The organism is Pseudarthrobacter sp. BIM B-2242 (genome assembly GCF_014764445.1).
Taxonomy (GTDB): domain Bacteria; phylum Actinomycetota; class Actinomycetes; order Actinomycetales; family Micrococcaceae; genus Arthrobacter; species Arthrobacter luteus_A.
The window spans coordinates 1,261,703-1,287,971 of record NZ_CP061721.1 but is presented as its reverse complement, the minus strand read 5'-3'; the positions used below and the strand labels follow the sequence as shown (position 1 = coordinate 1,287,971).

The following is a 26,269-nucleotide window of genomic DNA, read 5'->3' as shown; positions in this document are numbered from 1 at the left end:
ACGCAGAAATGCCCGGCGCGTTCCCCGGAATATCAGGGAACGCGCCGGGCTTTCCGGCACTAACCGGGCTGGAACGTCAGGCTACGTTGTTCTCGTAGTCCGTGTCCTTGGTTTCCTTGCTGACGAACAGCGCGAACAGCGTCAGGACCGACATCGAGGTGAGGTAGACGCCCACCAGCACCGGGCTGCCCTTCGCCATTTCCCACAGCCACACGGCGATGAACGGTGCAACGGCCGCACCCAGGATGCTGGAGAAGTTGTAGGCGATGGCCGAACCGGTGTACCGGACGTTGGTGGGGAACAGCTCCGGCAGGATGGCGCCCATAGGTCCGAACGTGAGTCCCATCAGCGAGAAGCCGATGATCAGCAGGGCCATGGTGCCCACAAAGCCGCCGCTGAAGAGCGGGACGAACAGCAGGCCGAAGACAAAGATGCCGGCCGTTACGGCAAGCAGCATCTTGCGGCGGCCGTACTTTTCGGCGAGCGGCCCGGAGACCAGGGTGAAGATGCCGAAGAACACAACGCCGGCAATCAGCATCCAGAGGAAGTCGTTGCGGGTGAAGCCCAGCCCCGGAACGAATGCAGCGGCTGCTGCTTCGGACATGGGCTTGCCGGCCTTTTCTGCGGCTGCCTTGGCGGCGTCCAGGCTTGAGGCGCGGGTGCCGTAGGTCAGTGTGAACGTGGTCATCAGGTAGAAGAGCACGTACGTGGCGAGCATGATGAACGTACCCAGGATCAGGCTGCGCCAGCTGGTCTTGAAGACGCGGGCCAGGGGCAGCTTGGCAACTTCCTTGGACTCGAGGACCTTGGTGAAAGCAGGCGTTTCGATCAGCTTGAGACGGACGTACAGCCCGATGATGACCATAACTGCGCTGAGCAGGAACGGCACACGCCAGCCCCAGGCGAGGAAGTCGGCCGGTGACAGGGCGTAGCTGGCCACGAGGAAGATGACGTTGGCGATGATAAAGCCGATGGGCGCGCCAAGCTGGGGGAACGTGCCGTAGATGGCGCGCTTGTTGGCGGGGGCGTTCTCGGTGGCCAGGAGGGCCGCGCCGCTCCACTCGCCGCCGAGGGCCAGGCCCTGGGCGAAGCGCATCACCACGAGGAGGGCAGGGGCCCAGAACTGCCAGCCCGGAACGAGCGCCGTAGGCAGGCAGCCGATCAGGAAGGTCGCGATGCCCATGGTCAGCAGCGAGGCCACCAGGGTGCCCTTGCGGCCGAACTTGTCACCGAAGTGGCCAAAGACAATGGACCCCAGCGGGCGGGCGACGAAGGCCACGCCGAAGACGGCGAAGGAGCTCAGCAGCTGCGTGGTCTCGTTCTGGTTGGGGAAAAACAGCGCCGGGAAGACCAGCACAGCGGCGGTCGCGTAGACGTAGAAGTCATAGAACTCAACGGTGGTGCCGATCAGGCTGGCCACAATCACGCGGCCGCGCGAGTTCACCGCCTTGGGCGATCCTGGCTCCGCGGTGGTTTGTGTGGATGACATTATGAACACTTTCATGAGAACCGGCCCGGGCATGGGGGCAGCCCGGCGCGCGTTTAGTTAGAGTTCAATATTAGTTCCCGGCGTCCAGTCAATGGACAAAAGGTCCAGGATGTGGACTTGTGGGCTTCGTCTCATTTCGGGCTACTCTACGCCGCCTCACACCGTTGCGGGACCCCCAGATAGGCAAATGTCACAGCGCGTTAACAAAGCGCGACCGTCCGCGAAACGCGCTGTCCCTACCTTGGAAGAACAACATCCCCAAGAGGAGGTACACCGTGACTGTTGATCGCAGCGCAGATGCCGGCACCGGCAATTCCGTAGATATAGACACCGACCCGTTGCACAAAGGCGTGTCTTCATCCGCCAGCGCACAGCCCGGCTCCACCCGTACAACCCATGCACCCGCCCTGGAATTCCTTCCCGGCCGCTGGATCGGCAACTGGAACGCCGAGAACAAAGAGCAGTGGGAGTCCGCCGGCCGCGCGATCGCCCGCCGCAACCTGAACTGGTCCATCTTCGCCGAGTTCCTCGGCTTCGTCGTCTGGCAGCTGTGGTCCATCGTGGTGGTCCAGCTCCCGGCAGCCGGCTTCACCTTCACTACCTCGGAAATCTTCTGGCTGATCTCGATGCCCAGCCTGGTGGGCGCCACGCTCCGCATCCCCTACACCTTTATGGTTCCCCGCTTCGGCGGCCGGAACTGGACCATCGTGTCCGCGCTCCTCCTCCTGATCCCCGCCATCGGCCTGGGACTCTGCGTCTCCAACCCGGAAACCCCGTTCGGCGTCATGCTGTTCGTGGCAGCCCTGGCCGGCTTCGGCGGCGGCAACTTCGCCAGCTCGATGGCCAACATCACCTTCTTCTACCCCGCCCGCGAAAAGGGCTGGGCGCTGGGCCTGAACGCCGCCGGCGGCAACATGGGTGCCGCCGTGGCACAGCTCGCCGTCCCGATTGTCATCACCCTGCTCGCGGTGGGCAGCGTGAACCTGCCGATGGCCGGCTGGATGTGGGTCCCGTTCATCCTGATCGCCGCATTTGGTGCCTGGAAGTACATGGACAACCTCACCAGCGCCAAGGGGGACGTGGCCGGTTCCGTGGCCGCCCTGAAGGAACCGCACCTGTGGATCATGGCCCTGCTCTACATCGGCACGTTCGGTTCGTTCATCGGCTTCGCCGGTGTGTTCCCGAAGCTCATCAAGGACTACTTCCCGGCGTTCTCCTCCATCGGAGTCGGCACCGTGGCACTGTCGCTGGCCTTCCTCGGGCCGCTGGTCGGTTCACTGGCCCGCCCCTACGGCGGACGGATGGCTGACCGCATGGGCGGCGCCCGGATGACCGTGGCTGCGTTCGCGTCCATGGCCGTGATCACGCTGACCATGATCTGGACACTGCCGCTGAAGAACTTCTGGCTCTTCCTGGTCCTGTTCCTGATGCTCTTCACCGCCAGCGGCTTCGGCAACGGCGCAACCTACCGGATGATCCCCATCATCTTCGCCACGAACAGCCGGGCCGCCCGGAAGGGTGCCGATTCGGTGGCCACCCAGCGGCTCGCCTCCTCGGCCCTCGGCCTCATCTCGGCCATCGGCGCCTACGGCGGCTTCGTGATCCCCCAGGTCCTCAACGCCTCCAACACAGCCAGCGGCTCCTACACCCCGGCGTTCTACGGTTTCGTCGGAGCCTACGTCCTGATGCTGGCAGTCTGCTGGTTCTTCTACATCCGCAACGCCAACCGAAACGCGATGGGACACGTCTAACATGACCAAAAGCGCCGACACGCACTGCCCCTACTGCGCCCTGCAGTGCGCCATGACGCTGACGTCTCCAGCGGAACTGACCCCGGCTTCCGAGCCGGGGTCAGTCCCCGTGCCCGCCGACCCTGCCGCTGTATCGGGTCCTCTCCTCGAGGTATCCGGACGCGACTTCCCCACTAACCGCGGCGGCCTGTGCCGGAAGGGCTGGACCTCAGCCACGCTCCTGAACCACGCCGGACGCGTCACCGAACCGCTCCTGAAGGGCGCAGACGGCATCCACCGTCCCATCGGGTGGGACCAGGCCCTTGCTTTGGTCACCACAGCGGTCAGGGACACCCAGGCACGCTACGGAAAGGACGCCGTCGGCGTTTTCGGCGGCGGCGGCCTCACCAATGAGAAGGCCTACATGCTGGGCAAGTTCGCCCGCCTGGCCCTCGGCACCTCGCGTATCGACTACAACGGCCGGTTCTGCATGTCCTCAGCGGCGGCCGCCGGGATGCGGGCCTTCGGCGTTGACCGCGGCCTGCCGTTCCCCCTCACGGACCTGGACGCCGCCAGCACCATCCTGATGCTGGGTTCCAACGTCGCCGAGACGATGCCGCCGTTTGTGCAGCACCTCCAGGGCGCCCGCGACGCCGGCGGGCTGATTGTGGTGGATCCCCGCCGGTCGGCCACGGCGAAGTTCACGGCCGACGGCGGCGGACTTCACCTGCAGCCCCTCCCGGGCACCGACCTCACCCTCCTGCTGGGCCTCTCGCACGTGATCATCCACGAAGGCCTGGCGGACGAAGGCTTCATCGCGGCCCGCACCACCGGCTACGACGCCGTGGTCCGCAGCGTCAACTCCTTCTGGCCCGAGCGGGTCCAGTCCATCACCGGCGTCCCGGCGGAGCTCATCCGCGAAACCGCCCGCAGGCTTGCCGACGGCGCCCGCAAGGGCGGCAGCTACATCCTCACCGGCCGCGGCGTGGAACAGCACGTCGACGGCACGGACACCGCCACTGCAGCGATCAACCTCAGCCTCGTCCTCGGCCTGCCCGGCTCACGTCGCAGCGGCTACGGCACGCTCACCGGCCAGGGCAATGGCCAGGGCGGGCGGGAGCACGGCCAGAAGGCGGACCAGCTCCCCGGCTACCGCAAGATCACCGACCCCGCCGCACGCGCCCACATGGCCGGCGTCTGGGGCGTCCCGGAGGAATCCATTCCCGGCCCCGGCCTCCCCGCCGTCCAGCTGCTGAAGTCACTGGGACAGCCCGACGGCGTCCGCTGCCTTTTGGTGCATGCCTCCAACATCGCGGTGGCTTCCCCCGACGCGAACGCCGTCATCGCCGGGCTCCGCAGCCTGGACTTCCTGGTGGTGTGCGACTTCTTTATGTCCGAGACCGCCGCCGAAGCCGACCTCATCCTGCCGGTCCTGCAGTGGGCCGAGGAAGAAGGCACACTGACCAACCTTGAGGGCCGTGTCCTGCGCCGCCGCCGGGCCATCCAGCCGCCGGTCGGCGCCCGCAGCGAGCTGTGGATCATGGCCCGGCTGGCCGAGGCCCTGGATGCCCCCTCCACCTACAGCGAGGACCCGGAAACGGTATTCGAGGAGCTTCGTCTGGCCTCCGCCGGCGGCCTGGCCGACTACTCGGGCATCGACTACGCCATGCTGGACCGCGGCGAGGCGGCTTACTGGCCGTACCCCGCTGGTAGCACCGGCACGCCGCGGCTCTTCCTGGACAGCTTTGCGCACCCCCACGGAAAGGCGGTCATGACCGCGGTGACGCCACGCCGCCGTCGTACGCCTGCTGTCAATCCTGATCCGGCCGCGACAACCATGACCCTCATCACCGGCCGCCTCCTGGAGCACTACCAGTCCGGCTCCCAGACACGGCGAGTGTCCGAGCTGCTGGCAACCCAGCCCGAGGCGAAGGTGCAGCTGCACCCGGCCGCCGCCAGCGCGATGGGCATCACCGAGGGCTCCTTTGTTTCGGTGGCCAACGAACGCGGCGAGGTGGTCTGCCGGGCCGAACTGAGCACCGCGATCCGCCAGGAGACGGTGTTCCTGCCTTTCCACTTCCCGGAACTCGAAAGCGCCAACCGCCTCACGGAGGCCGCCACGGACCCCGTCTCGGGGATGCCCGAGTTCAAGTTCAACAAGGTCTGGGTCCGGGCCGCGGCTCCGGCCGATCTTCAGCACAACGTTCTTCAAACGACGGAGGCCTCATGAGCGAGCAGATTGTCATTGTCGGATTCGGCCCGGTGGCAGCCCGCCTGATCGATGAACTGCTGCCTGCGGTCCGCGACGGGCACGTCCGCCTGACGGTGGTGGGCGAAGAAGCAGAAGCCGCGTACAACCGCGTCCTGGTTGCCGACCTGGGCGTGGGGCGCACCACGGCCGATGCCCTGGCGCTTTCCGACGCCGCTGCCCTGATCGCCGACGGCGTGGACGTCCGCCTCGGGGTGCGGGTCCGCCGCGTGGACCGGGCTCGCCAGCAGGTGCTCCTCACGGACGGCAGCACGGCCCACTACGAGCGCCTCGTTTTCGCCACGGGTTCCCGTCCTGTCATTCCCAACCTCACCGGCATCAACCCGGACCCCGCCTCCCCCGTCCTTCCGGCCGGCGTCACGGCACTCCGGGACCTGCGCGACGCTTCGGTTTTGCGCGCAGCGGTCGACGGCGGCAAGCGCGTGGTGGTGCTCGGCGGCGGTGTCCTGGGCCTCGAGACAGCCCTCGCCGCGGCCGAGGAAGGTGCCACCGTCACCGTGGTCCACAACGGTCCGCACCCGCTGGGCCGCAACATCGACCGCGGCGGCGGTGCCGTTCTCGCGGCCAGCCTGCGCCGGTGCGGCGTGCGGATGGCCGGCAATGCCCGGTCCACCGGGGTAGAGCACAACGCTCCCGACGGCGGCTTCTCGGCACTGCTCCTCGATGACGGTTCCGCAATCGACGGCGACCTCCTGGTGCTGTCGTGCGGCGTCCGGCCGCGGACCGAGCTCGCAGAGGGCTGCGGCCTGTCCACCGGCACGGGAATCCTCGTTGACCACCGGCTCCGTGCGCACCACGAGCCGCACATCTTTGCCATCGGTGACTGCGCCGAGGTGCGCTGCCCGGACCCCGCCTGCAATGAGTGCCGCACCGCGAAGGGCCCGTCCGGTCTGGTGGGACCGGGGTGGCGGCAGGCCGAATGGCTGGCCGAATACCTGACCCTGCTGGCCACCGCCACGCAGGACGAGGCCGACGCTCTGGCGGAGCTGCCCCAGGAACAGGCCGGCGTGATTGTGCTCAAGGCCCGCGGCATGAACATGGCAGTGGCCGGGGACAACGCGGCCGATCCGTGGGACGAGGAAGCCCTGACGGCCGGCGCTGTCAACGGCCGCCCGCGCCTGCAGATCGCCCAGTGGGCAGATCCCGAGCACGGCCGTTATGTCAAAATGACCACCCGCGGCGGCGTGCTCGAGGGCCTGGTGGCAGTGGGAATGCCGCGGACGGCCGCGGAGCTGGCGGGACTGTTCGAACGTGGTGCGGAGCTGCCGGCAGACAGGTCCCTGCTGCTGCGGCTGGACGGTCCGGACCAGCTGGCGTCCGCCGGCCCGGCCGATCCTGCAGGGACGGTGTGCCGCTGCGCCGGGGTCAGCGGGACGAAGATCCAGGGCGCCGTCGAAGAGGGCTGCTCCACCGTGGCCGAGGTGTCCAAGGCAACCCGCGCCGGCACCGGCTGCGGCGGCTGCCACGACGACATCAAGGGGCTCATCGAAAAACACTTCCAGGCGGCTCCCGCCGCCTGACGTGAGCTGAAGTCGGAAAGGCCGGACATGAGTGCGTAACGCGAATCGGCACGGTGGCGTGCGGAAGGTAGCATCGGGGCCATGAATGCCGACGAAGACGACGACATCACCGAAGAACTGCTTGCCGACGCGCAGAAGCTGACCGGGCTGAGCCTGGAGCTGCTGGGCCTTGATCCGCATCCGGATGACATGACCGAAGACCAGCGGCTCCTGTTCGATCCGGAGGACCTGGCCGAAATGGCTGCCGTCCCTGCGGGCGAGCGCCAGAAGGCCGTGACGCAGACCCGGCTGCTGGCGGGCCTCCTCTGGAACTCATCCGGCGTTCTCCTCGATCAGCTCTTCCGCGACCTCGAAACGCTGCGCGGGCTGGACGCCGTTACGCCGTCGGACATCGTTTCCTCGTCGGTGCTGTCCTCGCTGCCGCCCCAATTCGCGGCCAGCTACGACACGACGTTCACGCAGAAGTTCATCGTGGTCGCCTCCGACGTCGCCGCATCCCTGGGCCGCGGCTGGACCGCCCCCGGATGCCTCGCAGCAGAGCTGGCTGTCCGTTGCCTGCTTGACCAGGCGGAAATTACCGAGGACATCTACGAACTGGAGCTGCCCGAAGACTGGCGGGCACAGGTTGAGGAAATCCTGTTGGAGGATGCGGACAGCCAGGCGCTCTACACCGGGCCGCACCCGGACGGCCCCGACGTTCCATCAGAAGACCGCGGCGATCTGCACGTCGAGCAGTGGTTCAAGCCCCTTGCACCAGGGGACGTGGTCCCGGCCTACGCCCGGTCCTGACGGGAACTGTCCTGACGGGCACTACGCCTGTGCTGCCCCGGATGGTGCGGGCAGCCCCGCCAGGAAGTCTTCGGTGAAATGCTTCACCCCGTCCCACTCCGTGTAGACGTAATCGCGGGACGTATCCAGATCTGTGGAGCCCCTGTCCTTGGCAATCTTCTTCATCATCTGGCGTTTGAGGAAGTTGTAGCGGGTGTAGGACAGCGCCCCGGAGAACATTCCTACGTGGGCGGGATGCCAGTTCGTTTGTTCCTCGAACTCCGCCACATAGCCCTCCCCACCGTGCTCGTCTCCGTGGGCGGCCAGGCTGACTGAGATGAAGGCCGACGGCAACCGCTCCAGTTCTGAGCGGTTCTTCCGGACAAAGTCGACGACATATTTCTCATGCTTGCCTATGTGGACGGACGCTGCCACGATGACGGCATCCTGACCGTCCGGGAGTGAGTCTCCGGCGTGTTTGAGGTCCACGGTTTCCGCTTCGTGCCCGTGGGCCCCGACCAGCTCGGCGATGTACTCCACAATCCGGGCGGTCTGCCCCTCAACGCTTCCATACGGGATGTAGATCTTGGCCATGCTCCACTGTGTCCCCGCACGGAGCAGGGCAAACAGGGCCAAACGTCCCGCAGGAAACTGAGCCTAGGCCGGGGCCTTGGGGATCATGATCCACAGCGCGATGTAGACCAATTCACCGATCCCCACCAGGCCGAAGATGACAAAGCCGAGCCTGACCAGGAACTTCGGAACCCCGAAACGGGCAGACAGCGCGGCACACACGCCACCGATGAGTTTTCCGCTGCGGGGCCGCTCCAGTGCTGTAGTCATGTGGCCACGCTACCGCAGAACGGTCAGATGTGGACGTGCAGGCGCCGTGCCGCCTCCGAGATGGAACCGCTCAGGGAGGGGTACACCGTAAAGGTGCTGGCGACATCGTCCACGTGCAGTTTCTGCTTCACCGCGATGGAGATGGCGAAGATCAGCTCCGAGGCGTTCGGGCCCACCACAACGCCGCCGATGACGGTGCCGGAACCCTTGCGGGCGAAGATCTTGACGAAGCCGTCCTTGTTGTTGCGCATCTTGGCGCGGGCGTTGCTCTTCAGCGACAGCTTCACCACATCGCCCTGGTATTTCCCCGACTGGATCTCGGCCTCGGAGACGCCCACGTTGGCGATTTCCGGTGAAGTGAAGATGTTCGATGCCACCTGGTGCAGCTTGATGGGCGTCACGGCGTCACCCAGGAAGTGGGCGATCGCGATCCTGCCCTGCATCGCCGCGACCGAAGCCAGCGCGAGGACGCCGGTGCAGTCACCTGCGGCGTAGATGTTCGGCGCACTGGTGCGGGAGACGCCGTCGACCTTGATGTGGCCGCTCTCTGAGAGCTCCACGCCGGCTTCCTCCAGCCCGATGCCCGCGGTGTTGGGGATGGACCCCACGCAGACCAGGCAGTGGCTGCCGGTGACTTTCGAGCCGTCCCCAAGGGTGACCACCACGCCGTCGTCCGTGCGCTCAACGCTCTCCGCGCGGGCCCTGGACAGGACGTGCACGCCGCGGCGTTCGAACACTTCCTCCAGCACCACTGCGGCGTCGGTGTCCGAACCGGGCAGCACCCGGTCGCGGCTGGAAATCAGGGTGACCTTGGAGCCCAGGCCGTTGTACGCGGAGGCGAACTCGGCCCCGGTCACGCCGGAACCCACCACAATGAGTTCCTCCGGCAGCTCGTCGAGGTCGTAAATCTGGGCCCAGTTCAGGATGCGTTCACCGTCGGGCCGCGCCGTGGGCAATTCACGGGGATGCGCGCCAACAGCCAGCAGGATGGTGTCCGCTTCGACGGTTTCAGTTCCGTCGGCCGTCAGCACTTCAATGGTGTGGTTGTCCACCAGCCTGCCCGAGCCCAGCAGGATGCGGATGTTCTGGTGCTGTTCCAAACCGGACGTGATGTCGCGGGACTGCTGGCGGGCCAGGCCCATCAGGCGGTCGTTGATGTGCTTGAGATCGGCCCGCATCACCGGCACGAAGTCCCCGCCGTCAACGTCAAACTTCACTCCCAGCTCCCCCGCCTCACCGACGCGGGTCATCAGGTCCGCCGTCGCGATCAGCGTTTTGGAAGGCACGACGTCGGTGAGCACCGCCGAGCCGCCGAGCCCGGCACGTTCGATAATGGTGACCTGCGCTCCGAGGGAGGCCGCGACCATGGCGGCTTCGTATCCGCCAGGTCCACCTCCGAGGATTGCGATCCGGGGTGCGCTGAAGTCTGGGTGCGTAGTCACAATCAACCATTCTCTCCCCAATTGCGCCGGGACATCAATAAAGTGCCTGATTCATGGGGCGCATCACCGGCACCCGTGACGCTGTGCACATCGGTGGCGGCACGATAGTTTGTACCAGTGAGTAATGCAGACTTCCTGACCATGGACCCTTTTGACGCCGCCCGTGAAGCCGCTGAGTACATTGCCGAGAAGACCGGTGTGGCCAGCCATGACGTCGCCCTGGTGCTGGGATCGGGCTGGGCCGAAGCCGCCGACCTCATCGGCGAGACCACCGCGACCCTGGCCGCGGACGAGGTCCCCGGCTTCCACGCCCCGGCCGTGGTGGGGCATGTCGGCACCATCCGCTCCGTGCTCACCACGGAAGGCAAGCGCGCCCTGGTCCTCGGCGCCCGGACCCACTACTACGAAGGCAAGGGCGTCCGCGCTGTCGTCCACGGCATCCGCGCAGCCGCCGCCGCCGGCTGCAAGACCCTGGTCCTCACCAACGGCTGCGGCGGCATCAACGAAAGCTGGGTTCCCGGCACCCCGGTGCTCATCAAAGATCACATAAACCTCACCGGCACGTCCCCGCTGGAAGGCGCCACGTTCGTGGACCTGACAGATCTCTACAGTCCACGCATCCGGGCCCTCGCCCGTGAAGTGGATTCTTCACTTGACGAGGGCGTCTACGTCCAGTTCTCCGGACCGCACTACGAGACGCCCGCCGAGGTGCAGTACGCCAAGCGGATCGGCGCGGACCTGGTGGGCATGTCCACAGCCCTGGAAGCAATCGCTGGCCGCCACGCGGGCATGGAGGTTTTCGGCATTTCGTTGGTGACCAACCTGGCCGCGGGTATCAGCCCCATGCCGCTCAGCCACCAGGAAGTCCTCGAATCCGGTCAGGAAGCCGGGCCGCGCATCTCCAAGCTACTGGCAGGCATCATCGCCAAACTCTAAGTCAAAGCGGGGCCGCCACCGAGTGTTCAGGACCGTTCCGGGAGCAATGACGATACCGTGGACCCCATGACGTCCTCCGATGCCGCCTCCTTGTACAGCCACGCCCGCGAATGGGCTGCCAAAGATCCGGATCCCGCCACAGCCGCCGCCCTCACGGAGCTGCTGCAGCTCGCCGAGGACGGTTCCCCCGCCGCCATGCAGGAACTGGCCGACAGCTTCAGCGGCACCCTGCAGTTCGGCACCGCAGGCCTCCGCGCCGCCCTCGGACCCGGCCCGAACCGGATGAACCGGGTGGTGGTGCGCCGGGCCGCCGCCGGATTTGCTGCCTTCCTCGCTGACGCCGTAGGTGAGGCTGCGCCGGGAACACGGCCACGCGCCGTCGTCGGTTACGACGCCCGCCACAACTCGGACATCTTCGCCGAGGAATCGGCAGCCATCTTCACCGCTGCCGGGATTGACACCTTCCTGATGCCTGCCGCGTTGCCCACTCCCCTGCTCGCGTTCGCCGTGCGGGCGCTGGATTGCGACGGCGGCGTGATGGTCACAGCCAGCCACAACCCGCCGCAGGATAACGGCTACAAGGTCTACCTTGGCCGCCACGCAGTGGAGGAAAGCGGCCGCGGCGCGCAGATCGTGGCGCCCTATGACGCCCGCATCGCCGCACGGATCGAGGCCGTGGGAGCGCTCGAGTCCATCGGCCTCGCCGCGGACGGCTGGACTGTGCTGGACCAGTCAGTTGCCGCTGACTACGAACGCGCGACGGCGGCGCTCGCCGACCCTGCCCGCTTCCCTTCCCGCGACCTGCGGATTGTCCTGACCCCCATGCACGGCGTCGGCGGTGAAACGGCCGTGGCGGTGCTGAAGGCGGCCGGCTTCGGTGATGTCACGCTCGTGGCGGAGCAGGCCGAACCGGATCCGGACTTTCCCACGGTGAGCTTCCCCAACCCGGAGGAGCCGGGTGCCCTGGACTTGGCGCTGGAGACAGCCGCCCGGCTGGATGCTGACATTGTCCTGGCCAACGATCCCGACGCCGACCGTGCTGCCGTGGCGGCAAAGGATCCTGACACCGGCGCCTGGCGGATGCTGCGCGGGGATGAAGTGGGGGCACTGCTGGGGGCGCACATCGTGGCCCGGCTCGCGGCTGACAGCCCCGACAAACCCGGCGACACCGGCCAGGCAGCCGCCGACACCGAGACTGCCGGCGTGTTCGCCAATTCCATTGTGTCCTCACGGCTGCTCGCCCGGATTGCCGCGGCGGCAGGCTACGCGCACGAGGAAACGCTGACCGGCTTCAAGTGGATTTCCCGCGTGCCGGGGCTGCTGTACGGCTACGAGGAAGCCCTGGGCTACTGCGTTGCGCCAGACCTGGTCCGGGACAAGGACGGGATCTCGGCCGCTGTCCTCATCGCCGAAATGGCTGCGGCCGCAAAGGCTGAAGGCAAAACCATCTTCGACACGCTGGATGAGCTCTATCTCCGCCATGGCCTGCACGCGAGTGACCAGCTGAGCATCCGGGTGGCGGACCTGGGCCTGCTCGATGCCATGATGAACCGGCTGCGGGTCAGCCCGCCCGAAGCGTTCGGATCATCGGCGGTTGAATCGTTTGTGGACCTGGCCGAAGGGAGCGGCCAGTTGCCGCCCACGGATGGCCTGCTGTATTTGACCCGGGACCAGACCCGCGTGATCATCCGGCCCAGCGGAACAGAGCCGAAGCTCAAGTGCTATCTGGAAGTCCTCCACCCGGTGGAGTCCGCGGCCGAACTGCCGGAAGCCCGGCAGGCGGCCCGCCTCGCCCTCGATGCCGTGATCAGTGATGTCCGTGAGGCCCTCGGGCTGTGACGGATCCTGCTAGACCGCCACTTCGATGAAGCCGTCGGCAATGCGGGTGCGGAACGTCTCGAGGCGCACGGCTGCTGTTCCGAAGCATTCGCCGGTTTCCAGGTCGTAGACCTCTTTGTGCAGCGGCGACGCGATGGTGGGCCTGGTGCCGCGGGACCCCAGGATGCCGCGCGCCATCACGTGGGCACCCGTCGCCGGGTCCTCGTGGGCGACGGCAAAAACCTCACTGGGGCCGGTCCGGAACAGCGCCACCTGGCGGCCCGCAATAAGCGCCGCTTCGCCCCAGGCGAGCTCAAGTTCGGCAACGGCACAAACCCGGTGCCAGCCGGCAGCGGTTTCGGTGGTGTCGGCGGTGAGCGCCCCAATTTCCAGTGTTGCCGTCATGTCCGGTTCAACTCCCCGTGCTTGTCTGTCTGTTTTGGCTGTCTGCCCGGCCACGTTTATGGCCGCACTAACAACCTAGGCAGCGGGTGTTTCAAAGGCGTGCAGTAAATGTGTCCGGCGGGTAAAAGAGACCTCACCCGGTCGGAAACGCGTTCGTGATGCAGAAGTTAAGATCACGAAACAATTGGGAAACTGAAGCGAAACTGCGTCTCCGTAGTCTGAATGCATACCTCGTCAGAGAAGGTCGCAGAACTCCGTCTGCGGCCCATGCGAAAGGCCCACAGTGACCGAACAGACTTCACGCACAGAGAACACGCGCCGCATCGTCGTCGCCGGTGGCGGTCCAGCCGCCCACCGCTTCGCCGATGCCATGCACTCCCGTGGCCTCGAAGGCTGGCATGTCACGGTCCTCACCGAGGAAGCCCACCTCCCCTACGACCGCGTGGCGCTGTCCAAGGCCCTCACCGACACCGACGTCGACCTGACGCTTGGATCAGCGTCCATGTGGGACCACGCCTCCCTGGACCTTAAGACCGGCGAGCGCGTTGTGAAGATCAACGCCGGGGCCAAGACGGTGGAAACAGCCGCCGGCAGCACCTTCGAATATGACGACCTGGTGGTCGCCACCGGTTCGAATGCTGCGCGGCTCCCCATCCCCGGCAACGAGCTCACCCACGTCTACCGCACCCTCGAAGACGTCTGGGCCATTAACAAGACCATCACCGAACTCACTGAGAAGCTCGGCCGCAAGGTCAACGCCGTCACCATCGGCGGCGGCCTCCTCGGGCTCGAATCGGCCGCAGGCACGGAGCAGCTCGGGGCCACGCCGATCGTCATCGACGGTTCGCAGTGGCTGATGGCCACCCAGCTGGACGAAGGTGCGGGCCAGGCAATGGGCCGGCTGATCAAAGCCAAGGGTTTCGAAGTTCACGGCGGCGTCTTTCCTTCGGAAGTCCTCTCCGACGACGAGGGCCAGGTCACCGGTGTCCTGATGGCGGACGGCCGCATCATCGACGCCGACATGGTGATCGTTGCCATCGGCGTCCGGCCCCGCGACGAACTCTTCCGCGCCGCCGACGGCGAAGAACAGGTGTTCAGCCTGGGCCAGCGCGGCGGTGTGGTCATCAACGATTACTGCGCCACCGAAGTAGACGGCATCTGGGCCATCGGTGAAGTCGCCAACTTCGAAGGCATGTGCCTGGGCCTCGTTGCCCCCGCCAACACCATGGCCGAGATCGTGGCCGACCGCCTGCACGGCGGCGAGGCCACCTTCCCCGGTTTCGACACCGCCACCAAGCTCAAGCTCTCGGGCGTGGACGTCGCCAGCTTCGGTGACGGCTTCGCCAGGACCGAGCACTCGCTCGAGATCGTCTATGCCGACCCCGCCCGCGGCGTCTACCAGAAGATTGTCACCACCGACGACGCCAAGACCCTCCTGGGCGGCATCTTCGTGGGCGACGCCAGCCCCTACACCAGCCTCCGCCCGCTCCTGGGCCGCGAACTGAGCGCCGAGCCCGGCGCGTACCTCACCGCGGCCGGCGGCGGCGAGGCCCCGGAAACCGAGCTCCCGGACGACGCCATCCTGTGCTCCTGCAACAACGTCTCCGCCGGAACCATCCGCGATACGGTCAACGGCTGCGGCGCCTGCGACGGCAACGCACCGGTCCAGGAACTCGGTGAGCTGAAGGGCTGCACCCGCGCCGGCACCAGCTGCGGTTCCTGCGTGCCGATGCTCAAGAAGCTGCTGGAAACCGAGCTCACCAAGTCCGGCGTCGAGGTCTCCAAGGCCCTTTGCGAGCACATCGAGCTCTCCCGCCAGGAACTGTTCGACGCCATCCGCGTCCTGGAACTGACCTCCTTCGAAGAGATCATGGCCAAGTACGGCACCGGCGCCGGCTGCGACATCTGCAAGCCCACCATCGCCAACATCCTCGCCAGCCAGAACAGCGCCTACGTGCTGGACGCCGGCCGCGGTACCCTGCAGGACACCAACGACCGTGCCCTCGCCAACATGCAGAAGGACGGCACCTACTCGGTGGTCCCCCGCATCGCCGGCGGCGAAATCACCCCGAAGAAGCTCGGCGTCATCGCAGCGGTGGCCGAGAAGTACAACCTGTACACCAAGATCACCGGCGGCCAGCGCATCGACATGTTCGGTGCCCGCCTCGAAGAGCTGCCGGAAATCTGGAAGGAACTGGTGGACGCAGGCTTCGAGTCCGGCCAGGCCTACGGCAAGAGCCTGCGCACGGTGAAGTCCTGCGTTGGTTCCACCTGGTGCCGCTTCGGCGTCCAGGACTCGGTGGCCATGGCCATCCAGCTTGAGCTGCGCTACCGCGGCCTCCGCAGCCCGCACAAGCTGAAGATGGGCGTCTCCGGCTGTGCCCGCGAATGCGCCGAAGCGCGCGGCAAGGATGTTGGCGTGATCGCCACCGCCGACGGCTGGAACCTGTACGTCGGCGGCAATGGCGGTGCCACCCCGGCCCACGCCCAGCTGCTGGCCAAGGACCTGGACGACGAGACGCTGATCAAGTACATCGACCGGTACTTCATGTACTACATCCGCACCGCCGACCGACTGCAGCGCACCGCACGCTGGCAGGAAGAGCTCGACGGCGGCATCAAGCACGTCGAGGACGTGGTGGTCAAGGACACCCTGGGCATCGCCGAGGAACTCGAAGCAGCCATGGCCAAGCACGTGGACACCTACGTCGACGAATGGGCCGACACCCTGAAGGACCCCGAGCGCCTGCGCCGGTTCCGGTCCTTCGTCAACGCCCCGGACCAGAAGGACGACTCCATCACGTTCGTCTCCGACGAGCGCGGCCAGTTCCGGCCGGCCACCGCTGAAGAAAAAGGGAAGGTCCTCATTGGCGCTTCCATCCCCATGCGGCCCCGCGACGAGAACGAGGTATAGCCATGCAGCTCAGCATTGATCTGACCGGCCGGGAAGTCCTGGTCACCGGCTCCGACCACGCCGCACGCCAGGCGGTGCGCCGCTACGAAGCCGCGGGCGCCGTCGTCTACCGCCTCAGCACCCCGCAGGGTGCCGCGCATGACGGCCCGCTTCCCGAGCGTCCCTTCCTGGTGGCAGCAGTCGACGACGGCCAGCCGGGCTGGGAGGCCCTGCTCGGCCGGTGCCGCGTAACCGGTATCCCGGTCGCGGCCGAACCGGCCGCCGGCCCCGTAGGCCACGTAACCCTGGTGGGTGGCGGTCCCGGCACCACGGACCTGCTGACCGTCGCCGCGGTCAACGCCCTCCGCGATGCCGATGTGGTGTTCTACGACCGCCTCGCGCCGTGCCAGGACCTGCCTGTCCTGACCTCGGCCGAACTGGTGGATGTGGGCAAGAAGCCCGGCCACCACAAGGTCAGCCAGGCTGACATCGAAAAGCTGATGGTCGCGTCCGCCTTGGAAGGCAACAATGTGGTCCGGCTGAAAGGCGGCGATCCCTACGTCTTCGGCCGCGGCGGCGAGGAAGTTGCCTCCTGCGTCGCCGCCGGCGTACCCGTCCGCGTCATCTCGGGCGTTACCAGTGCGATTTCCGTCCCGGCGGCGGCAGGCATCCCGGTCACGCACCGCGAGGTCAGCCACATGTTCACCGTGGTTTCAGGCCACGCCCCGCTCACCGAAAAAGAACACATGCATCTTGCCGGCCTGGGCGGCACCATCGTGGTCCTCATGGGCATCGGCACGCTGCACCAGCTCGCCGCCGGGCTGCGCAAAGCCGGCATGCGCCCCGATATGCCCATGGCCGTCGTCGAACGCGGTTACCGTCCCGGCCAGCGCACCACCATCGCCGACCTGGGCACCATCACCTCCGCCGCGGCCGGGTGCAACAACCCCGCCGTGCTGGTCATCGGCGAGGTGGTCCGGGTGGCTGAAGCCAACCGCGGGCATGCTGAGGCCGCCGCCGACCTGGACAGGCTGGCGGCCTCGCTGCTGGGTTCGTGAAAGGATTGACCCCCATGAACGCACTGGCACCAGCTGAACCCGAGGCAGACGAAGCATCGGATGCCGGAAGCTCCCCCTTGGAGGGCTTCCGCATCGGGGTGACCTCGCACCGCCGGTCCCGCGACCTTATCGAGGCCCTGGAACGGCGCGGCGCTGAAGTACTGCACGCCCCGGCACTGAAGATCGCGCCCGTCCAGGAAGACATCCGCCTGATTGAGGACACCAAGGCCGTCATCGCGGCCCGCCCTGACCTCTGCATCGCCACCACCGCGTATGGCATGCGCCGCTGGTGCGAGGCGGCCGATTCGTTCGGGATTGGTGAGGAACTACTGGAAACACTCGGCGCCTGCCGGATGTTCGTCCGCGGCCCCAAAGCCCGCGGCGCCGTCCGCGCCGCCGGTCTCGCCGACGTCGGAATCAGCAGCGACGAAACCACCGCAACGCTGGTGGACATGCTGCTCGCCGAAGGCGTCCGCGGCAAGACCGTGGCCGTGCAGCTGCACGGCTACACCGACGTCCGTCAACTCGAGCGCCTGCGCATGTCCGGGGCAACCGTCCTCACCGTGACCCCCTACCGCTGGGTAAAGCCCGACGGCGAAGACCGGCTTCCGCGCCTCATTGAGGCCGCGTGCAGCGGCAACCTGGACGTGCTCACTTTCACGAGCGCGCCGGCCGTGGACGCGATGTGGAGCACCGCGCACGAGATGGGCCTGTACAAAGAGCTGATCCACAGCCTGAAGACCAACGTCACTACGGCCGTGGTGGGCCCCGTAACGGCACAGCCGCTCCTTGACGCCGGTGTCACCCCGCTCATTCCCGAGCGGTTCCGGATGGGCGCCCTGATCCGCCTGGTGTGCGAGCACCTCGCCCTGAACCACGTGCGGCGCCTCGACACAACCTCCGGCAACATCGAACTCCGCGGCCGCAGCCTGCGGATCGATGGCCAGCCCGTTGAGCTGGCGCCCGCGCCATTGTTGCTGCTGCGTGCGCTGCTGGGGGCCGGCGGGGCGGTCCTCTCCCGGGAGGCCCTCTCCGACCTGCTCGAACTCAAAGGCTCCGTCCACGCCCTCGACATGACTGTCAGCCGGCTCCGTTCCTCGCTGCCGGACGGCCGCCTGGTGGAGACGGTAGTCAAGCGCGGCTACCGGATCCGCGTCTGAACCGTCCCCACGGGAGTTTTTGTCCGAATAATGTGACCAAGGCCATACGGTAAGCACATCATCTGGACAAAAACTCCCGCTCCCGTAATTGGGGCGAAACACGCTGGAAAAACGGGCACCCTACGCTGGGGAACATCACGAACTTCCCGGCCGGGGCTAGCCTGCGGCCGCCAGCGAAAGGGCCAGCACATGTCCGCTCCGGCATCCTCCATCTCCCACTCCGCCGCCATCTCCAGCACCGCGCCACGCATCGTCATTGCAGGTGCCGGCCCGGCGGCCCAGGCCCTTGCGAGGCAGCTGGACCGTGCACGGTTCACCGGAACCATCACCATCCTGAGCAACCGTGACGACGTGACTGAGGAACTCCTGGAGGTGGCAGCCCTGCCGCAGGTCTCGCTCCGGTTCGGCCAGCCCGCCAGCTTCATCGAGGCCGCAACGCGGACCGTGACCACGGCTGACGGGATGGAATTCAGCTACGACCAGCTGGTCATCGCAACGGGTTCCGCGCCGGAGGAAGCCCCTGTTGAGGGTTCGGGCCACTGCCTGAGCTACTCCACAATCGATGACGCCGCCCGGATCGGCGAAGCGGTGAAGGACCTGACCAGTGAATTGGGCAGGCGGCCGCTGGGAATCCTGGTGGGCACCGGTGCCGCCGCGGGGCAGGCCGAGGCGGTGCTGCGCGCCCGCGGCGTCCGCCCGGTCCGGACCACGGTGCGGCCTGCCGTGGTGAAGCCGCGAAAGCCTGGCCCGGAGCTGAACACCGCAGGGATCGTCTTCGCCGACGGCAGCAGCATGAACGGCGACATTGTGGTCCTGGCGGAGGAACGCGTCTCCCGGGACGGGCTCGCTGCCAGCGCCGGCCTCCGCACGGCTCCCGGCGGTGGCATTGCCATCAGCCAGGACTTCCGGACCTCCGTACCGGGGATCTGGGCCATTGGTGACGCCGCAACGTTCGACGGCGTCCGGCTGGGCCTGTTGGTGGCCGCGGCCTCTGCAGCCGGTGCCTGCGCCGCACAGCTGATGTCGGCGTCCTCGGCCGGAACGGTCCTGCAGGCAGCGGCCTGAGCTCCTGCGCGCACCCCTCATGGCGGCATCGCCGTTGTGGCAAGATGGTTCCCGAAAGAGCCCTGCACGCTGCAGCCCGCCGACGGCCCGCAAGGCCACGAGGAAAAGGACCACCATGAGCAACGAAGCCACTTCTGCCGGCCAGCGCGGAGCCGGCACGGACTCAGCACCGGGGAACATAGCGTCCTACATTGACCACACGCTGCTGAAGCCCGAAGCCAGCGAAGCGGACATCCTGAAGGTGTGTGCCGAGGCCGCCGAATACCATTTCAAGTCGGTCTGCGTGAATCCCCTGTGGGTCAAGACGGTCAAGACGGCCCTCAAGGGTTCCGGGGTGCTGACGTGTTCGGTGATCGGTTTTCCACTGGGCGCCACGCCCACCGATGTGAAGACATTCGAAGCCCGCGGTGCCGTACTCGACGGCGCAGATGAAATCGACATGGTCATCAACATCGCCGCTGCACGGGCCGGGGACAAGGGCGCGCTGGTGGAGGACATTTCGGCGGTCGCCGAGGCTGTCCACGCGAGCGGGGCCGCCTTGAAGGTCATCATCGAAACTGTGTTTCTCTCCGACGACCAGAAAGTCCTTGCCTGCCAGGCTGCGGTTGAGGCCGGGGCAGACTTTGTGAAGACCTCCACCGGCTTCAGCGGCGGCGGCGCCACGGCAGAAGACATCGCCCTGATGCGCCGGACCGTCGGCCCTGATCTGGGCGTCAAGGCTTCCGGCGGCGTGCGCTCCCTGGCTGACGCTCAGGCTATGATTGCTGCTGGTGCAACACGTATTGGTGCCAGCTCCGGCATTGCAATCGTCAAGGGTGAACAGGGTTCAACCAGCTACTGACGCTGCCGGAGCCGCCCTAGATTTGAGCCCCCAGGGGCCGAGGAGGAACGAATGTCCAGCAAGACCACAGCGTCCGGCGTTACGAAAGTCCAGACCCCGGAGAACGAGAACAGCCTCGTCACGAGCATTGGCCTGTTTCTGGTCATGATTGCCCTGTTCCTGGGCTCCGTCTACTCGCTGTCCTTCCTCACCCTGGACAACCCGTGGCCGATGGCCGTCTGCCTGGGCCTCTTCTTCCTGGCGTACTGGATTCCGCAGACCATCCTGGGCCGCTCCGATTCAGCGGGCGAGAAGTAAGACCTGCTTTCCACAGCAACGCGGGGTCACATAATGCCCATCCTCAAGGATGCATTGGGCATTATGTGACCCCGCGTTGGTTGTTTAAGTGCGGATCACGTTGCCGAGCGCGGCGAGAACTCCCGGGCCATGCTGCTTTGCCGCAGACCAGGCCGCCACGCACATCCCCACCATGGCGTAAGCACTCACGGGGATCAGCACCAGCCACTCCCGCCGTGATCCTGCCCGGCCGAGGAGAGGCAGGGAAAACGCGCCGTTGGACTTCCAGATGTCGTTGAACACCGGGAGTTTCCGCAGGAACCGGGGTGGCTTGATGACGATTGGCCAGAGCAGAGGCACGCCGCCGGTGGTGATCATGTCCCCCACAATGTGGACCACCACGCCGGTCAGCATGGACACCGGCAGCCAGGTCCACTGGTGCGGGGCAAACCACGTCACCAGCCCGGCCATTGTGAGGGCGAAAATCCAGTTGCTGATGAAGCCCGACCTGGGGAACAGCTTCAGCGCCTTGGCGGCGATGTTGATCATGAACATACACAGCAGGCCGGCACCGACGGACAGCAGGCCCCAGTCGGTCTGGAGCTGGATCTGTCCCGCCATCATGGCCAGCACCACAAAGAAGGCCGCTCCGAGGATGGAGTGGGTGCCTTGACGGTGTCCGCCGCTGGCGTTCTCAATTCCCCTGGCAATGACGTTGGACAGCGGGGGCAGCGAGTTCGCCACCGTGCTGTGCCGGTGGTCCCAGTCGCACACCAGGGCTGTGCCCGCCGTCGCCATGCCCCCGATCAGGATGCCGGTGGCATCCAACGGATACCAGCCCAGGGTGTACGGCCCTGTCGAGGCAATAGCTACCCACGCCGCGGCTCCCGACGCGGCGTGATGTCCTCCCATCAACGGTCAGCTCACCGCCTGCGTGGCTGATAAAGGAGTGTCGGAGAAGATGTTGCGGATGACGCCGTTGGCCCATTCCAGGATTTCGGCGTCCTGGAGGTCCCGGCCGCCGATCCTGGCGGTCTTGGGCTTTGGAATCAGCACGGCGTCCAGGGCCGGCTTGGACTGCGAACCCGGGTACATCCGGGTCAGCCGCATCTGCTTCGACTCAGGCAGTTGGGCAGGTGAGAACTTGATGAAGTTCCCCTGGAGCGCGACGTCGGACAGGCCGGCCTCGCGGGCCCCTACCCTGAAGCGGGCCACGGCGATCAGGTTCTGGACCGGCAGCGGCGGCTCCCCGTAGCGGTCCACGAGCTCGGCCAGGACTTCCTCGATGGCTTCGTTGGTCAGTGCTGAGGCCAGCTTGCGGTACGCCTCCAGCCGCAGCCGTTCCCCCGGTACGTAGTCGTGCGGGAGGTGGGCGTTGACCGGCAGCTCGATCTTCATTTCGGCCGCCTTTTCCTCGGCGTCGCCGCGGTAGTCCGCCACGGCCTCGCCCACCAGCCGGATGTACAGATCGAAGCCCACCCCCTGGATGTGCCCGGACTGCTCGCCGCCGAGCAGGTTGCCGGCGCCGCGGATCTCGAGGTCCTTCATGGCCAGCTGCATGCCGGCTCCCAGCTCGTTGTGAGTGGCGACGGCCTTGAGCCGTTCCAGCGCCACTTCGCCCAGCGGCTTCTCGGACGGGTAGAGGAAGTAGGCGTAGGCGCGTTCGCGGCCACGGCCCACACGGCCGCGGAGCTGGTGCAGCTGGGAGAGGCCGTACTTGTCCGCCCCGTCCACAATCAGGGTGTTGGCGTTGGAGATGTCCAGGCCGGTTTCGATGATGGTGGTGCACACCAGCACGTCAAAGCGCTTCTCCCAGAAGTCCACGATGATCTGCTCCAGCCGGCTCTCGGACATCTGCCCGTGCGCCACTTCCACGCGCGCCTCCGGAACCAGTTCGCGGACCTTCGCGGCGGTCCGTTCGATGGTGGACACTCGGTTGTGCACCAGGAACACCTGGCCTTCCCGCATGAGCTCACGCCGGATGGCCGCCGAGGTCTGCTTGTCCGTGTACGGGCCCACGTAGGTCAGCACGGGGTGGCGTTCCTCGGGCGGAGTGGCCAGGGTGGACGTTTCCCGGATGCCGGTCAGGGACATCTCAAGCGTTCGCGGGATCGGTGTGGCGCTCATGGCCAGGACGTCCACGTTGGTGCGCATCTTCTTGAGCGCCTCTTTGTGCTCGACGCCGAAGCGCTGCTCCTCATCCACGATCACCAGGCCAAGGTCCTTGAATGCGAAGTCCTTGGAGAGCAGCCGGTGCGTGCCGATGACCACGTCCACGGAGCCGCTCTTGACACCTTCCACGGTTTCCTTGGATTCCTTGGCGTTCTGGAATCGGGAAAGGGCCTTGACCCGCAGCGGGAAACCGGAGAAGCGCTCGGTGAACGTCTCGTAGTGCTGCTGGGCGAGCAGGGTGGTGGGCACCAGCACCGCCACCTGCTTGCCGTCCTGGACCGCCTTGAAAGCTGCGCGCACGGCGATCTCGGTCTTGCCGTAGCCCACGTCGCCGGAGACGAGCCGGTCCATGGGGATCTCGCGCTCCATGTCCGCTTTGACCTCGTTGATGGTGGTCAGCTGGTCCGGCGTTTCAACGTACGGGAAGGCTTCCTCCAGCTCGCGCTGCCAGGGGGTGTCCGGACCGAAGGCGTGGCCGCGGGAGGCCATCCGTGCGGAGTACAGCCGGATGAGTTCGCCCGCGATCTCCTTGACGGCCTTGCGTGCCTTGGACTTGGTACTGGCCCAGTCCGAGCCGCCCATCTTGCTGAGCACCGGGGTATCGCCGCCGACGTACCGGGTCACCTGGTCCAGCTGGTCGGTGGGAACAAAGAGCCGGTCCCCCGGCGCACCGCGCTTGGACGGGGCATACTCCAGGACCAGGTATTCGCGGACGCCGTCCCCGCCTCCGGCAACCTTGCGCTGGATGAGTTCAACGAACCGGCCGATGCCGTGCTGTTCGTGCACCACGTGGTCTCCGTTGACCAGCTGCAGGGGGTCCACGGCGTTCCGGCGCTTGGACGGCATGCGCCGCATGTCCTTGGTGGAGCCTGCAGACGTCCGTCCCAGCAGATCGGCCTCGGTGAGCAGCCCGAGTTTGAGGCTGTCCAGGACAAAACCGCGTCCGACGGCGGCAGTGGTCACCTCGATGATGCCCGCCTGCGGTTCCTTCTCCAGGGTGTCCACCCGGGCACACGGAATGTCGGCGTCGTGGAACAGTTCCGCCAGGCGCTGCGCGGGACCGGGGCCCTCGGTGACCACAACGATCCGCCACTGGTCCCGGACGTGCGAGCCGATGAACTCCATCATTTCGGCGACGTCGCCCTGGTATCCCCGGGGTTCCCGGGCATGCAGGTTCAGGACGTCGATCTCCGGCAGCAGCTCCTCATCAGTGGCCAGCGACGTGATGGACCACCAGGACACCTCATGGTTCAGGGCGAAGCTGCGGGTTTCGGCAAGGGAGCGGAAGCTGGCGGAGTGCAGGGCGGCGGACGCCTGCGAGCTCAGATCCAAGGGAGCCGTGCCTCCGTCCGAGGCTGTGGACCAGGCCGCTTCCAGGAACTCCTCGTTGGTGGCCGCGAGGTCATGCGCCCGGGTGCGGACCTTTTCCGGTTCAATGACCACCGAGATCGATCCGGCGGGCAGCTGCTCCACAAAGGGAACCATGGCGTCCACCAGCACCGGCGCGAGCGACTCCATGCCTTCCACGGCAATGCCCCCGGCGATCTTCTCCAGCATGTCCGCGGCGGCCGGGAGCTGGGCCTTCAGGGTGGCCGCCCGTGACATCACCGACGGCGTAATCAGGATTTCGCGGCAGGGCGGCGCGTGCAGTTCCGTGGGGTGGTGGATGCCCGGAGCCGACAGCGAGCGCTGGTCCGCGACGGCGAACCAGCGCATCTGGTCCACCTCGTCGCCGAAGAACTCAACGCGGATGGGGTGGTCCTCGGTGGGCGGAAACACGTCGATGATGCCGCCGCGCACGGCGAACTCGCCGCGGTGGGTGACCATGTCCACACGTGCATAGGCAGCGTCTGCCAGCCGGCGCACCACATCGGTGAACGGCATGTCCTGGCCAACCTTCAGGGTCACGGGAACCAGCTCACCCAGCCCGGCGACAATCGGCTGCACCACCGCGCGGACCGGGGCAACCACCACCCGCAGCTGACCCGCCGTCGAGCTTTCCGGGTGTGCCAGCCGGCGCAGGACGGACAGCCGCCGGCCCACAGTGTCCGAGCGGGGTGAGAGCCGCTCGTGCGGCAGGGTTTCCCAGCTGGGGAACTCGGCCACAGCATCCGCCGGAAGGTAGGCCCGGAGGGCCGCCGTCAGGTCCTCAGCCTCACGTCCCGTAGCGGTGACGGCGAGCACCACGGCCGGGATCCCGCCGTCGGGCGGTCCGTCCGCAGCACTGGCGCCCGCGGCGGTGAGGCCGTCTGCCATTTCCGCCAGCAGCGCGGCGCGGAGGCCGGCCGGTGCGCTGATCTGGTAGTCCTGGCCGCGGACATCGAACCCCCGTGCAGCCTCGGCTCTGACCCGGGCGAAGGTGTGGTCCTCGGCCAGGGCGCTGCGCAGTCCGGCAAGCGACGGACCGGAAAGGGAGGCACCAGTGCGGGAGGCGCTCGGGCTCATGGCAGAAACTCCTGTGGGATTCGTGGGCAGCGCAGGCAACGCGAAAACCCGAGATTCGCTGCGAATGCCGGGTCCTCCCAGCCTACTCCTGCCCCGGCGCCCACTCGGAACGCGTCTCTGCTTCCACGGACGACCCGCCCCACGTGTTGTAGGTCAGACTGCGGCCCTGGCCCTCTGGAGAAATGAGGCGAGAATCCTGCCCGCATCTTCATGGGTGAAGCCGTAGTCGGTTGTGGACCGGCGGGTGTGACCTTGGCCGGACAGTCTGTCCCCTAGATATACCAACGCCGCCATCGCCTCCGCGAGCTCAGTATTTGCGTCAGCGCGCTGGTGCAGAAGCCTCAGGTGCGCGGCCTGCAACGACGGACCGGGCGCGCAGCCAAGGTCGCGGTCGAAGATCAGTTGGCACCGCGCGTAAGCGGACAGTCCCTCTGCCGGCAGCCCGGACTGCTCGTAGCCTGTCACCAGCACTGTCCAGGCCCGCTCGTTGAGTGGATCGGAGGCCACTGCCAGCCGTGCCCAGCCGACAGCATCCGATGCGAGGCCCAGCAAAGCAGCAGTCTCCGCGGCCTGGATTTGCGCGGCCAGCCGTTCTGCCCCTTGGTGTGCCCTTGCCTCGTCGGCCCAGTCGGAGGCCAGTTCTGAAGCAAGAAAGGGCTCAGCAGCGAGTTCCAGGGCCTCCGTCAGAAATGAGTATGCTTCGCAGGGCGGTGCCTGAGTCGCCTTCCCAACTAGCTGGCGGAACCGGAAGAGGTCCAGGTCCACAAGCGCCGGGTCGATAACATAGCCCCCGTTCGCGGTGCGGAGCGGTCCGGTCTTGGTGTTTCCCGGCTGAATTGCGCGCCGAATACCGCTGATATAACTTTCGAGCGTTGCGACCGTCCCCTTGCCGGCCCCGGAGCCCCACAATGTTTCAATGATTCGGTCCTTGGACACCGGGTTGCCCAGGTTCAGCAGCAGTATCTCCAGTATCTGCCTTGGCTTGCGGCCGCCGATGTCTGCCGCGGAAAGCGCAACTCCCCTGCGGCGCAGTTCAAAGGTGCCGAACAGGCGTACGGCGACCAGTTCTTTTGGTACAGGAGTATTCCCCACGATTGTCCCCATATCCCCCAAGCCACCCAAAACTGAGTGCGGCTTTC

At 66.6% G+C, this 26,269-nt stretch carries 20 protein-coding genes; 12 read left to right on the top strand and 8 right to left on the bottom strand.

Annotated elements, in window-relative coordinates; all coding sequences use genetic code 11:
* Positions 1-76: 76 nt before the first annotated feature.
* Positions 77-1,489, bottom strand: a complete 1,413-nt coding sequence (locus IDT60_RS05975) for an MFS transporter (RefSeq protein WP_164201357.1) — start codon at positions 1,487-1,489, stop codon at positions 77-79.
* Between the two features lie 275 nt (positions 1,490-1,764).
* On the opposite strand from IDT60_RS05975, the gene IDT60_RS05970 reads away from it, so the two are divergent.
* The 4 genes from IDT60_RS05970 (at position 1,765) to IDT60_RS05955 (ending at position 7,797) form a co-directional block, all read left to right on the top strand.
* Positions 1,765-3,240, top strand: coding sequence for an MFS transporter (locus tag IDT60_RS05970; RefSeq protein WP_191081255.1), 1,476 nt, complete (start codon positions 1,765-1,767; stop codon positions 3,238-3,240).
* 1 nt (position 3,241) lies between these two features.
* A complete protein-coding gene (locus IDT60_RS05965; RefSeq protein ID WP_191081254.1) occupies positions 3,242-5,449 on the top strand; it encodes a molybdopterin oxidoreductase family protein in 2,208 nt (735 codons plus the stop codon).
* Complete coding sequence (locus tag IDT60_RS05960) at positions 5,446-7,008, top strand: FAD-dependent oxidoreductase (protein WP_191081253.1); 1,563 nt, start codon at positions 5,446-5,448, stop codon at positions 7,006-7,008. The genes IDT60_RS05965 and IDT60_RS05960 overlap by 4 nt, the downstream gene beginning before the upstream one ends.
* 81 nt (positions 7,009-7,089) lie before the next feature.
* Positions 7,090-7,797, top strand: coding sequence for a hypothetical protein (locus IDT60_RS05955; protein ID WP_191081252.1), 708 nt, complete (start codon positions 7,090-7,092; stop codon positions 7,795-7,797).
* Positions 7,798-7,818: 21 nt separating this feature from the next.
* Here IDT60_RS05955 and IDT60_RS05950 read toward each other — a convergent pair whose 3' ends face one another.
* The 3 genes from IDT60_RS05950 to IDT60_RS05940 all read right to left on the bottom strand — a co-directional run bounded on the left by IDT60_RS05950 (position 7,819) and on the right by IDT60_RS05940 (position 10,061).
* The gene (locus IDT60_RS05950; protein WP_191081251.1) at positions 7,819-8,370 is read right to left on the bottom strand and encodes a flavodoxin domain-containing protein; all 552 of its coding nucleotides are present in this window, start codon (positions 8,368-8,370) and stop codon (positions 7,819-7,821) included.
* 63 nt (positions 8,371-8,433) lie between these two features.
* Positions 8,434-8,619 carry a PspC domain-containing protein gene (locus IDT60_RS05945; RefSeq protein WP_164201368.1) on the bottom strand — a complete coding sequence of 62 codons (186 nt, stop codon included), beginning with the start codon at positions 8,617-8,619 and terminating at the stop codon, positions 8,434-8,436.
* A gap of 23 nt (positions 8,620-8,642) precedes the next feature.
* Complete coding sequence (locus tag IDT60_RS05940; protein WP_191081250.1) at positions 8,643-10,061, bottom strand: NAD(P)H-quinone dehydrogenase; 1,419 nt, start codon at positions 10,059-10,061, stop codon at positions 8,643-8,645.
* A 117-nt stretch (positions 10,062-10,178) separates the two neighbouring features.
* Between IDT60_RS05940 and IDT60_RS05935 the strand changes: the two genes are divergently transcribed.
* Positions 10,179-10,997 (top strand): purine-nucleoside phosphorylase, encoded by an 819-nt coding sequence (locus IDT60_RS05935; RefSeq protein WP_164201372.1) that lies wholly within the window; start codon positions 10,179-10,181, stop codon positions 10,995-10,997.
* A 66-nt stretch (positions 10,998-11,063) separates the two neighbouring features.
* Positions 11,064-12,836: a phospho-sugar mutase gene (locus IDT60_RS05930; protein WP_191081249.1), complete on the top strand. Its 1,773-nt coding sequence runs from the start codon at positions 11,064-11,066 to the stop codon at positions 12,834-12,836.
* 9 nt (positions 12,837-12,845) lie between these two features.
* Here the strand turns inward: IDT60_RS05930 and nirD are convergent, their stop codons facing one another.
* The gene (gene nirD, locus IDT60_RS05925) at positions 12,846-13,220 is read right to left on the bottom strand and encodes a nitrite reductase small subunit NirD (protein ID WP_164201376.1); all 375 of its coding nucleotides are present in this window, start codon (positions 13,218-13,220) and stop codon (positions 12,846-12,848) included.
* 283 nt (positions 13,221-13,503) lie between these two features.
* Between nirD and nirB the strand changes: the two genes are divergently transcribed.
* The 6 genes from nirB (at position 13,504) to IDT60_RS05895 (ending at position 20,534) form a co-directional block, all read left to right on the top strand.
* Positions 13,504-16,134: a nitrite reductase large subunit NirB gene (gene nirB, locus IDT60_RS05920; RefSeq protein WP_191081248.1), complete on the top strand. Its 2,631-nt coding sequence runs from the start codon at positions 13,504-13,506 to the stop codon at positions 16,132-16,134.
* A 2-nt stretch (positions 16,135-16,136) separates the two neighbouring features.
* Positions 16,137-17,171, top strand: a complete 1,035-nt coding sequence (gene cobA / locus IDT60_RS05915; RefSeq protein ID WP_191081247.1) for a uroporphyrinogen-III C-methyltransferase — start codon at positions 16,137-16,139, stop codon at positions 17,169-17,171.
* Positions 17,172-17,185: 14 nt separating this feature from the next.
* Positions 17,186-18,331: a uroporphyrinogen-III synthase gene (locus IDT60_RS05910; RefSeq protein ID WP_164201382.1), complete on the top strand. Its 1,146-nt coding sequence runs from the start codon at positions 17,186-17,188 to the stop codon at positions 18,329-18,331.
* A gap of 189 nt (positions 18,332-18,520) precedes the next feature.
* Positions 18,521-19,396, top strand: coding sequence for an FAD-dependent oxidoreductase (locus IDT60_RS05905; RefSeq protein ID WP_191081246.1), 876 nt, complete (start codon positions 18,521-18,523; stop codon positions 19,394-19,396).
* A 115-nt stretch (positions 19,397-19,511) separates the two neighbouring features.
* Positions 19,512-20,237 carry a deoxyribose-phosphate aldolase gene (gene deoC, locus IDT60_RS05900; RefSeq protein ID WP_191081245.1) on the top strand — a complete coding sequence of 242 codons (726 nt, stop codon included), beginning with the start codon at positions 19,512-19,514 and terminating at the stop codon, positions 20,235-20,237.
* A gap of 51 nt (positions 20,238-20,288) precedes the next feature.
* The gene (locus tag IDT60_RS05895) at positions 20,289-20,534 is read left to right on the top strand and encodes a hypothetical protein (protein WP_191081244.1); all 246 of its coding nucleotides are present in this window, start codon (positions 20,289-20,291) and stop codon (positions 20,532-20,534) included.
* A gap of 84 nt (positions 20,535-20,618) precedes the next feature.
* On the opposite strand, the gene IDT60_RS05890 is transcribed toward IDT60_RS05895, so the two are convergent.
* The 3 genes from IDT60_RS05890 to IDT60_RS05880 form a co-directional block, all read right to left on the bottom strand.
* Positions 20,619-21,425, bottom strand: coding sequence for a metal-dependent hydrolase (locus IDT60_RS05890; protein ID WP_191081243.1), 807 nt, complete (start codon positions 21,423-21,425; stop codon positions 20,619-20,621).
* A gap of 6 nt (positions 21,426-21,431) precedes the next feature.
* The gene (mfd, locus tag IDT60_RS05885; protein WP_191081242.1) at positions 21,432-25,130 is read right to left on the bottom strand and encodes a transcription-repair coupling factor; all 3,699 of its coding nucleotides are present in this window, start codon (positions 25,128-25,130) and stop codon (positions 21,432-21,434) included.
* Between the two features lie 153 nt (positions 25,131-25,283).
* A complete protein-coding gene (locus IDT60_RS05880; protein WP_223883901.1) occupies positions 25,284-26,222 on the bottom strand; it encodes a BTAD domain-containing putative transcriptional regulator in 939 nt (312 codons plus the stop codon).
* Positions 26,223-26,269 lie beyond the last annotated feature (47 nt).